The following is a 10380-nucleotide window of genomic DNA, read 5'->3' as shown; positions in this document are numbered from 1 at the left end:
CGCGGGCTGAACGAGAACTACGCGCGCGAACTGATGGAGCTGCACACGTTGGGCGTGGACGGCGGCTACACGCAGCAGGATGTGATCGAGGTGGCGCGCGCCCTCACCGGATGGACGATCGCGCGCGGTGCGCAGGGCGGCGGCTTTGTCTTCCGTGGTGAGGTGCATGACGCGAGTGCCAAGACCATCCTCGGCAAGACATTCCCGGCGAACACGGGCGTCGAGGAAGGGGAAGCGGTGCTCGATTTGCTGGCGTCGCATCCAAGTACGGCGAAGTTCATCGCCACCAAGTTGGCGCGTCGTTTCGTGAGCGACACACCGCCGGCGGCACTGGTGGAGCGCGCGTCGGCCATATTCCGTCGGACCAATGGCGACATCCGCGAGGTGGTGCGCACCATCGTGACGAGCCCCGAGTTCTTCGCGTCGGCGAGTTACCGCGCCAAGGTGAAGTCGCCGTTCGAACTGGTGACGAGCACGATGCGGGCGATGAACGCGCCGCCTGATGCCACCCCCCGCACGTCGCAGCTGGTGAGCCGGTTGGGGCAGCCGCTCTTCGGCCATCAGGCGCCGAATGGCTATCCGGAAACCGGCGACGCCTGGATGAACACCGGGGCGATTCTCAATCGCATCAACTTCGGACTGGCCACCGCTTCAGCGCGCGTGCCGGGCATCAAGCTGTCGGCATGGCCGCTCACCGCGCAGGTCGCGACGTCATCACGCGAGGAGCAGGTGGACGCCGTGATCAAGGAACTGTTCGGCGGGGCGGTCTCGTCGGACACGCGTCAAGTCCTGCTCACGGGCACCAATCCGTTTCTGCAGTCGCACGGTGGCGCCAACGACTCGCTGCTCACCGGCGACGACGATGCGACGATGATGGGTGGTGTGGCCAGCGGGGAGATGACGGCGAACGCGCGCAAGCAGGCCGCCAGTGAACGGCGCGCCGCACGCGCGCCCGTAGCACAGCAGCAACAGGCAGCAGGTCGCGAAGCGGTACGACCGGAACGCGGTGGCACGCTCACCCAGTCGATCGGATCATTGCCGTCACTCACGGGATTCGCACAGATCGTTGGCCTCGCGCTCGGGGCTCCTGAATTCCAACGCCGCTGAGCGGAGATACGATCATGTCTCTCTTCAATAATCCCGTGAATCGCCGGGTGTTTCTCAAGGGTGGTGCGCTATCGCTGGTCACCCTTGGGCTGTCGCCGAGTTTCCTGCGGCGCACCGCCCTGGCGATGGACTTGCCGCGGGCGGCGCGCGGTAAGACGCTGATCGTGCTCTTTCAGCGCGGCGCGGCCGACGCACTCAACGTGCTGGTGCCGTTCGGCGACAGGAATTACTACGCGGCGCGGCCGCAGTTGGCGATTGCCACGCCGGCGCGCGTCGGCGGCTCGGCGAATGCGGCGGGCGCGATCGATCTCGACGGGTTTTTCGGGCTGCATCCCTCGCTGGCGTCGTTCAAGCCGCTGTGGGATCGCGGCCTGCTGGCGCCGATTCATGCCGTGGGAAGTCCGAGCGCCACGCGCTCGCACTTCGATGCGCAGGACTACATGGAAACCGGCACACCCGACCGCAAAGGGACGGTCGATGGCTGGCTCAATCGCTATCTCGCGGTGGAAGGGACCTGCGAGGCGTCAACATGTGCGCCTGGTGCGAGCGCGCCGTTCCGTGCGGTCGCCATGACGGCGCAGACGCCGCGCATTCTCGAGGGTGCGAGTCCGGTGGTGGCGATGAATTCCATCGACGAATTCTCGATCCGCACCAACGGTGGTGCAGCGCAGCGTCGCATTGAAGCGCTGTACCGCACGGGGTCGGCAGACCTCGTGCACGGCAGCGGCAGCGACATGTTCGAGGCGCTCAAGGTGCTGCGGGCCGCCAATCCGCAGCAGTACCGGCCCGCCGCCGGCGTGGCGTATCCGCGTTCGCCATTCGGTCAACGGTTGCTGCAGATCGCGCAGTTGATCAAGTCGGGCGTAGGACTCGAAGTCGCCTTCGCCGACGTGGGCGGGTGGGATACACACGTGAATCAGGGTGGTGCCCAGGGCCAGCTGGCCACGCGCCTCGGCGACTTCTCGCTGAGCATCGCCGCACTGGTCGCCGACCTCGGCGACCGCATGGACGATGTGGTGATTCTCACCTGCTCCGAGTTCGGCCGCACGGTGCGACAGAACGGTACGGGCGGCACCGACCACGGTCACGCCGGCGCGATGTTCGTGATCGGTGGGTCGCTGCGGTCGGCGAAGACGGTATACGGCCGGTGGCCGGGGCTCGCCCCGGAACAGCTCTATGAAGGACGCGACCTCGCCCTCACGACCGACTTCCGCGCCGTGTTCAGTGAGATTGCGTCGAAGCATCTCGGCGCGGCACAGCTGCCGACCATCTTCCCGGGCTATGGTGGCTTCGAGAAAGACTGGCTGGGGGTGCTCTAGTCGCGCTCGCGACGTACGCGATCGGCTTCCCGTTTCACTTCGCGAGCGGCATGACGCTGTGCTTTGCGTAGCTCGCTGATGATGCGGTCGGCCGCAGCGCGGGCCTTCGCGTTGCCCCCGATGGATTCAAGGACGCTGCCTACGGCCTCGGCGATCTGCGCGGGGTCGATCTCGCCCGATCCCTCATTGGTGCGATCATGCCAGTCGGGCGGCTCGGCGTCGCGCATCGCGAGATACGGATCGTTCTCACACGATTCCTTCGGAGCGCTGCCGCGCACGAAGAACTCGCGACGTGATGGTCCGCACCAATCGCTCGCCAGCTTGCCGGTGCCGATGTCGATCTGCTTCGTCTCGATACCAGCGGGCTGCACCCACGCGCTGTCGTCCTCTGGACTGTGCCAACCGTCGCGCAGGAATCGCGCCCACACCGGCGCGGCCAGACGACCACCCGACGCGTTCCAGCCGAGCGGCTGCGGATCATCGGCGCCGAACCAGACGCTGGCGACGAGCGTGGGCGTGTACCCCACGAACCAGACGTCGGTGCCTTCGTTGGTGGTGCCGGTTTTGCCGGCCACCGGCCCGCGAATGCCCGCATCGCGCACGGGACGACCGGTGCCGCGATCCACGACACCCTGCAGCAACGACGTGATCAGAAAGGCGTCGGTTTCTTCGAGCACTTTGACGCCGACGCCGCGCGGATGACTCCAGATCACGCGTCCGAATTGGTCTTCCACGCGTTCCACCAGATACGGATGCACACGCGTGCCGCCGTTGCCGAATGGGGCGTAGGCGGCGGTGAGTTCGAGCGGCGTGACCGCTCCCGCGCCGAGTGCGAGTGCGGGCACGATGGGGAGGTCGCTGACGATGCCCTGCGCATGTGCCAGATCGGCGATCCGCTGCACGCTCAACTTGTTGCTGAGGCGCACCGTGGCCGCGTTGGCGGAACGCGCCAGGGCGTCACGCATGGTGATGTGTCCCGCGTACTCGTCGCCGTAGTTGGCGGGCGTCCACGTGGTGCGACCGATGTCGATCTCGACCGGTTCGTCTTCGAGCATGGAGGCAGCGGTGAAGCCCTGCCGCAGCGCTTCGGCGTACACGAACGGCTTGAAGGTGCTGCCCGGCTGCCGCGTGGCACGCAGCGCGCGGTTGAAGCCTTTTCGCTCGAGGCGACGGCCACCGACGACGGCGCGCAGCGCGCCGGTGACGGGGTCGAGCGCGACCAGCGCGCCCTGCGTGCGCGAACCGGCGCTGCTCACGGAGAAGCCACCGTACGCGCGCTCCTGATCGATCTGCCAGGCCCCGGACGCGATCACGCGCTCGCCGGCGATCTGCGCGCGGCGATCGATCGTGCTCCACACGCGCAGCTGCGCGTCGTTGAGCGCCTTGGGAATCACCCCGGCGTTGCGCAAGGAATCGAGCGTGACGCGCACCGCTTCCACGGCCCACGAATCCACGGCCCGTGCCGGCACCCATTCCGCACGCGCCAGCTTGAGCGGCTTGCTGCGCACGGCCTGAATCGTGGCGCTGTCGGCCACGCCTTCACGGAGCAGCACATCGAACACGACGGCGCGACGGGCCATCGCGCGCCGCTTGTCACGCCGCGGCGAATACGATGACGGCGCCTTGGGGAGGCCGGCCAGCATCGCCGCTTCACTGAGCGAGACGTCGGCCACTGACTTGCCGAAGAGGTCTCGGCTCGCCCCCTCAACACCGTACACGCCGTTGCCGAGATAGATCGCGTTGAGATAGCGCTCGAGGATGTCCTGCTTGGAGAGCGATCCCTCCAGCAGCGTGGCGTAGCGCCATTCGAGCAACTTGCGACCGAACGTGCGCTCGGTGGCACGATTGCCGAGGAATACGTTGCGGGCGAGCTGCATGGTGATCGTGCTGGCCCCTTCGCGCACGCTGCCGGCGGTGATGTTGGCCACTGTTGCGCGACCGACCCCGTACCAGTCGACCCCGTGATGGGCGTGGAAGCGCCGATCTTCGACCGCGATGAAGGCCGCCTGCACCTGTGCCGGGACACGGCTGAGCGGAACGTTCGTACGATTCACGGGCGAGAGCGCACTGACGAACGCACTGTCGCGCGCCAGCAGGGCACCGCCCTCGGTGGGCTTCCACGCGCGCAGCTGGGCCGGTGTTGGGCAGCCCTGCCAGCCGCACGACCACCACCATGATGCGGTGGTGAGGGTACCAGCAACGACGAGCGCCCCGGTATAGAGCGAGAGCTTGAACAGCCGTGTGCGCCACGACACAGCCGAGGTCGCGACCGGTGTCGCGGCCGATGCCGGCGTGTTGTTAGCTTCAGCTTCCATCACACTCCTCTGCGATCATTGCACGTCAGGAACGTCTCATCCGCTACTGCACCGTCCGCATCACGCCGCGCGTTTCGAACTTCATACAGACAGTAGGAGCAGCCGTCCTGGTTGCTGCAGCCCCGCTTCCGGCGACGGCTCACACGCGTCCGCGTGCAGTCCTACGACCCGAGCACCCGGAAAGTGCCAAGGCTCAGCCTGATGCGCCGAAAAAGGCACCACCGGCGAAGGCACCATCCGCCAACGTGCCGCTGACGACGCCGACGGGCCCGCGTGTTCCCAATGAGCTGGGACGCATCCCGATCGTGGAGTGGCATCAGGTCGTCACCGTCGACGGCACGTACAAGGTGTCGCGCGAGCGCTTCCGCGCCGAACTGCGCGAACTGCATGCGCGCGGCTACGTGCCGGTAAACCTGTCGGAGCTCCTCGACAAGACGATGGACGTGCCGGCCGGCAAGTCGCCGGTGCTGCTGACCTTCGACGATGCGTCACCGAGCCAGTTCCGCTACCTCGAGCGCAACGGCAGGCTCGTGGTGGATCCCACGAGCGCCGTCGGCATGCTGCTCGATTTCGTCGCGGCACACCCGGACTGGAAGGCGAAGGGACTGTTCTGCCTGATGCCGGCCGCGGAAGCGGGTCACGCCTTCTTCGGCGACAAGGGCATCGATGGTCAGCAGACCGCGTGGCGCTTCAAGAAGGTGCAGTTTCTGGTCCAGCAGGGTTTCGAGCTGTGCAACCACACGTTGTGGCACGCGAAGCTCAGCAAGTACTCCGATGCGGTCGTGCAGGAACAGCTGGCGCGTGGTGCGATGGCGATCGATTCCGCCGTGCCCGGCTACCGGGTGCGCGGGTTGGCGCTCCCCTACGGATTGTGGCCGAAGAACCGGGCGCTCGCGATTCAGGGCTCGTGGTACGACGCGAAGGACAAGCGCACCGTACGCTACCAGCACGATGCCGTGCTCGAAGTATCTGGTGGTCCAGCGCGCAGTCCGTTCGATCCGGCGTTCAATCCGACGTCGTTGCCGCGGGTGCCGCTGCAGGGCGGCACCTCGCTGTCCATAACTCTCGACCAGATGGACAAACCCGGCGCGTGGGCGCGCTACGTCTCCGACGGCAATCCGAAGACCGTCGCGAAGCCGTAGCGCGCGCCGGTGGTTAGGGCGTGGCCCGCATCGTCTCGGTTTCGTCCCAGCGATCGACGGCGCGCCGCAGATGCGGGATCACGATGCTGCCGCCGACAATGAGTCCGATGCTCATCGTCTCGAACACTTCGTCGCGCGACACGCCTTCTTCGGCGCAGCGCACGATGTGGTACGTGATGCAATCATCGCAGCGCAGCACGAGCGAGGCCACCAGGCCGAGCAGCTCCTTGGTCTTCACGCTCAGGGCACCGCCTTCGTAGGCGCGGCCGTCGAGGTTGAAGAAGCGATTAATGACGAGATTGTTCTCGCCCAGGATGCGCGTGTTCATGCGCTCGCGGAACTGCCGAAACTCGGCGAGGGCGTCGCTTTCACCGGGGGCGCTCGCCACGTGGTCGTGCGGCGGAGTGTTGGGCGTCGACGCGTCGGTCACAGCGAGTAGTTGCGGAGGGTGGTGAGCGCCGTTTCGAGCGCCGCGCGCTGCTGTTCGTTGGGGGAATTGGCCCACAGCTCTTCATACGCGGCGATGGCGAGGGCGAGGGCTTCCTTGTCATGCTCGGCAGCCGCGAGCGAACTCGCGTTGTCGGCGAGTGCGGCCTTGGCCAGCAGATCGTCGGGAAAGCGCTGCGTCACCTGCAGCCAGCGGATCGTGCGATCGCGTTGATTCGACTCGGTGAGCGCCCACATGTGCCAGGCCCCGCGGTTGTGCGGATCGGACGCCAGTGCACGACTGGCCAGATCGCCGACGACGTCCGGGCCACGGCCGGAGAGCCAGTAGGCGTTGGCCAGAATGACCAGCGCGCGGGCGTTGGTCGGCTGTTCATCGACGACCCGCTCGTACAGCGGGCCAACGACTTCAGGCATATGGAGCCACGGCTCGGCGGCCGCGACGAGGGCATCGGGCATAACGGTGGCCCGGAGCGTGTGAAGGCGCTCCATGAGAGCACCGACATTTCCGGAGGCTTCGTAGGCGCCCACCGCGTCCGCGAGGGCCGCCGGGAGGTCGAGAGGGGGAGCGATCATGTTGGAAAAGTAGACAGGTCTTTCGATTCGGTCAGGTCACAGGCCGGATTAATGGGTTGCGCGATTGGGGGAGGATCGTAATACTCCTAGTGTGACGCGACGCGGTTCGAAGCGTGCGTCGCGAGCCCACCGACATCGGCTGGCTACACCCGGGTCTCACCCCCCGTGGTACCGGAAGGCAAGCACGGCATTTCCGGCAAGTGCGACGGAACGACTCCACCCGTCCAAAGCGACCCGCAACATCCGCGCTTCTCGCGCATCTCGAGCCCGACCCGGGCATCGAAGTTTCGGCCCATGGCGACGTATGCCTTCATGCCTGCCGTGGCCTCGCGCTCCCTTCCAAATCGGAACGGAGCCCCCTGTACCACTCGCAGTTTTCGAATGACCGAACGCAAACGCCCCATTCGCCGCAGCCGCGCCAGTGCCGCGCCGTCCTCCGATTCCGGTGGGGACGACAATCCGTATCTCGATGCACCGTCGGCGCCCGCGCCGAAGGAAGCCGCGCCACCGCCGCCGACGGCGGGAGCGCCCGACGAGACGCCCCGACCGCGCCGCGGTCGCCCGCCGCGTCGCCCCGCGGCCGATGCCTCCACCGCCGGCGATGCCCCGGCCAGCGCGGAACGGGCAGCCGCTCCCGCTGCTCCGGCCCCTCGCAGCGAGTCGCGCCCGGAGCCTCGGCGTGAGCCTCGTTCCGAACCGCGATCGGAGCCACTGGCTCCAGCGGCCTTCTTCGATCCGGCGGCCGAGCGCCCGCGTCAGGAAAGCGCCGATCGGTATGATCGCGCCTTCGACCGCCCAGCCAACCCGCCCGCGAGCAGCGTAGAACAGCCTGAGCTGCGTTCGGACCGTCCCTATGGCGAGCGCCCCGAGCGCCCGGACCGTCCCGACCGCCCCGACCGCGGTGGCCGTCAACGTGACCGTGGCCGTCGTCGCCACGAGCGAGGCGAGCGTGGACCGCGCGGCGAACGCCCTGAGGGCAGCGCGGGTGCGGCGCCTGGCGCGCCGGGCACGCCGCAGGACCGACCGGATCGCGCCCCCGATCGTGGTGGTGAGCGCGGCGACCGAAACAGCCCGGATCGTGGCGGCGACGCCGCGTTCCGTCGGAATGGCCGCCGCGGACGCAATCGCTTCCGTCGCGGTGGTGGCGGCGAGGGGCGTCCGCAGGGGGTCGACGGTGGTGGCGAGCGGGCGCAGTCAGTGCCCGCTACGCCCACGGTGGTTGACGGGACGATGTCCGGCTGGTTCGATCCGTCGCGTGATGGCGGGTTCCTCCGGCGCCCGATCAACAGCTACCTGCCCGACCCGTCCGATCCCTTCGTGCCGCCGGCCCTGGTGCGCTTGCACCAGTTGCGTCGTGGTGACAAGCTCGAGGCGACATACGGCCGCGACCCGCGCGGTCGTCAGGTCCTGATCGAGGTGCAGCAGCTCAACGACGGCTCGCCCGTCGTGCTCGAGAAGCGCGCCGATTTCAATACGCTGACGGCCAGCTACCCTGATCGGAAGCTGACGCTGGAAACCGGTCGCCCGGCCAAGACCGGCCCCGAACTGACGCGTCGTGCGATCGACCTGATCGCACCGATCGGATACGGCCAGCGCGCGCTCATCGTGGCCCCGGCCCGCGCCGGTAAGACCACGCTCCTGCAGGCGATCGTGGAAGGCGTGGCGGTCAATCATCCCGAAGCGGCGCTACTCGTGCTGCTCGTGGACGAGCGTCCGGAAGAGGTGAGCGAGATGATCACGTGGGGCTACGGCGAGGTCGTGGCCTCCAGCTTCGACATGCCGCCGAAGCGTCACGTGGAGGTGGCCGAGATGACACTCGAACGCGCCCGCCGCCTGGTGGAACAGGGCAAGGATGTCGTGATCGTGCTCGACTCGATCACCCGTCTGGCCCGGGCGTACAACACCGTGGAGCGTGGCACCGGCCGCACGATGTCCGGTGGTCTCGACAGCAACGCGATGCAGAAGCCGAAGGCGTTCTTCGGATCGGCCCGCATGATCGCTCCACAGCATGGTGGCGGATCGCTCACGATCATCTCGACCGCGCTGGTCGAGACCGGCTCGCGCATGGACGATGTGATCTTCGAGGAGTTCAAGGGCACCGGTAACTGCGAGATCAAGCTGGATCGCTCGCTGGCCGACCGACGCATTTTCCCGGCGTTCGACATCGGCACCAGCGGCACGCGGCGCGAAGAGAAGCTCTATCGCCCCGATCAGCTCGAGAAGGTGCACCTACTGCGTCGCGGGTTGCATCAGCTCCCGCCGCAAGCCGGCATGGAGTGGCTCATCAAGCGCATCGCGGCCACCACGAACAACGATTCATTGCTGGACGGGCTCTGAGTCCCATCGCCGGCGCATCGGCAACGGCGCGCCGGCGATGGGGTTGCACTACCGCGTCGCCGCCCGGTACTCGTCGAGGAGCGTGGCGGCGGCGCGGATGCCACCGAGGTAGTTCTCAACACTGATCCACTCGTCGGGGGCGTGGGCATTCTCACCGGGCAGACCGAAGCCCATGAGGAGCACGGGCGCGCCCAGAATGCGCTCGAAGTCACCGACCACGGGAATACTTCCGCCTTCGCCGGTGATGACCGGCGCTCGCCCGAAGGCCGCTTCGAGGGCACGCTTGCCCGCCTCGATGATCGGCCCCTTGAGATCGGCCCGCCACGGGCGTCCACCGTGCAGGTTCTCGACGGTCACCGTCACGCCAGCCGGCGCCACGCGCTCGACATGCGCCCGCACGAGCGCGGCGATGGCATCGGGGCTCTGATCGGGCACGAGGCGGAAGCTGACTTTGGCCATCGACACGGCGGGGAGCACGGTCTTGGCCCCCTCACCGGTGTAGCCGCTCAGCATACCGTTCACTTCGCAGGTCGGCCGTGTCCACAACCGCTCGAGCGTCGTGTATCCAGGCTCACCACCCAGTGCGGTGACGCCGACCTCGTGCATGAGCTGGTCGTCGCTGAACGGCAATTCGCGCATCTGCGCGAGCACCGGGTCGGGGAACGGACGCACCTCGTCGTAGAAGCCCGGAATGGCGATGCGCCCGCTGGCATCGTGCATGCTGGCGAGAATGCGCGCGAGCGCCATGGCCGGATTGACCACCGCGCCGCCGTACATGCCCGAGTGCAGATCGCCGTTGGCCCCGCGCACGTTGATCTCGAGATACGCCATCCCGCGCAGCGACGACAGGATACTGGGAATCCCCGGGGCGAACATGGTGGAGTCGGAGATCACGACGGCATCACAGGCAAGCCGCACCTTCTCGCGCTCGAGGAACTGCTCGAGGTTCTCGCTGCCGACTTCCTCCTCGCCTTCGGCCAGCACAATCACGTTCACCGGCAATGTGCCGCGCACAGCGAGGTGCGCCTCGAGCGCCTTGAGGTGCAGATACAGCTGTCCCTTGTCGTCCACCGATCCACGCGCGTAGATGCGCCCGTCGCGCACGGTGGGCTCGAACGCGGGCGAGGTCCACAACTCGAG

Annotated in this window: 8 protein-coding genes; 4 read left to right on the top strand and 4 right to left on the bottom strand. The window is 67.4% G+C overall.

What is annotated here, in order from left to right:
• Positions 1 to 1107: DUF1800 domain-containing protein (locus tag ACIRA7_RS11895; protein WP_396221060.1), on the top strand; the 1107-nt coding region annotated here is incomplete at its 5' end.
• A 14-nt stretch (positions 1108 to 1121) separates the two neighbouring features.
• Positions 1122 to 2426: a DUF1501 domain-containing protein gene (locus ACIRA7_RS11890; protein ID WP_396221059.1), complete on the top strand. Its 1305-nt coding sequence runs from the start codon at positions 1122 to 1124 to the stop codon at positions 2424 to 2426.
• Here ACIRA7_RS11890 and ACIRA7_RS11885 read toward each other — a convergent pair.
• A complete protein-coding gene (locus ACIRA7_RS11885; RefSeq protein ID WP_396221058.1) occupies positions 2423 to 4741 on the bottom strand; it encodes a penicillin-binding protein 1A in 2319 nt (772 codons plus the stop codon). The genes ACIRA7_RS11890 and ACIRA7_RS11885 overlap by 4 nt on opposite strands.
• A gap of 245 nt (positions 4742 to 4986) precedes the next feature.
• On the opposite strand from ACIRA7_RS11885, the gene ACIRA7_RS11880 reads away from it, so the two are divergent.
• Positions 4987 to 5883 (top strand): polysaccharide deacetylase family protein, encoded by an 897-nt coding sequence (locus ACIRA7_RS11880; RefSeq protein WP_396221057.1) that lies wholly within the window; start codon positions 4987 to 4989, stop codon positions 5881 to 5883.
• Positions 5884 to 5896: 13 nt separating this feature from the next.
• Here ACIRA7_RS11880 and ACIRA7_RS11875 read toward each other — a convergent pair whose 3' ends face one another.
• Positions 5897 to 6211: a carboxymuconolactone decarboxylase family protein gene (locus ACIRA7_RS11875; protein ID WP_396221061.1), complete on the bottom strand. Its 315-nt coding sequence runs from the start codon at positions 6209 to 6211 to the stop codon at positions 5897 to 5899.
• 98 nt (positions 6212 to 6309) lie between these two features.
• The gene (locus ACIRA7_RS11870) at positions 6310 to 6903 is read right to left on the bottom strand and encodes a hypothetical protein (RefSeq protein WP_396221056.1); all 594 of its coding nucleotides are present in this window, start codon (positions 6901 to 6903) and stop codon (positions 6310 to 6312) included.
• Between the two features lie 381 nt (positions 6904 to 7284).
• Here ACIRA7_RS11870 and rho point away from each other — a divergent pair, with 381 nt between their 5' ends.
• Positions 7285 to 9240: a transcription termination factor Rho gene (gene rho, locus ACIRA7_RS11865; RefSeq protein WP_396221055.1), complete on the top strand. Its 1956-nt coding sequence runs from the start codon at positions 7285 to 7287 to the stop codon at positions 9238 to 9240.
• A 48-nt stretch (positions 9241 to 9288) separates the two neighbouring features.
• Here rho and ACIRA7_RS11860 read toward each other — a convergent pair.
• The coding region (locus ACIRA7_RS11860; RefSeq protein WP_396221054.1) for a dipeptidase at positions 9289 to 10380 on the bottom strand (1092 nt) is incomplete at its 5' end.

Origin of the sequence: Gemmatimonas sp. (assembly GCF_044376735.1) — a bacterium.
GTDB lineage: Bacteria > Gemmatimonadota > Gemmatimonadetes > Gemmatimonadales > Gemmatimonadaceae > Gemmatimonas.
This window is presented reverse-complemented; position numbering and strand designations above follow the sequence as displayed.